The sequence below is a fragment of the Methylobacterium sp. A54F genome, from assembly GCF_053346035.1.
The window spans coordinates 1-297 of record NZ_JBKFBF010000164.1; the positions used below are offsets into that span (position 1 = coordinate 1).

General features: G+C 78.8%; 1 pseudogene. It reads right to left on the reverse strand.

What is annotated here, in order from left to right:
- A pseudogene (locus ACLBXP_RS25795) lies at nt 1-297 on the reverse strand (hydantoinase/oxoprolinase family protein); the annotation flags it as partial.

The following is a 297-nucleotide window of genomic DNA, read 5'->3' on the forward strand; positions in this document are numbered from 1 at the left end:
GAGCAGCGCGGCGGTGGCGTGCCAGTTCGCGGAGGCGACGTCGGCGGCGCCGCCGGGGGGCACGAAGCCGCCGCGTCCCGCGTAGATCCGGACGGGGCCGTCGAGGTGCATGGCGGCCCAGCCCGCGAGCTGCGCCACGCCGTCCGCCCGGTCCGCGAAGCAGTCGGTCAGCCCGCCCGTCATGGTGACCGCGTGGTCCGCCGGCTCGCGGGCCCAGGCAGGCAGCTCGGCGAGGGTCCGGTCCAGGGCCGGCAGGCCCCGCCAAAGGGGGCACGGCGCCTGGATCACGGCGGTGAC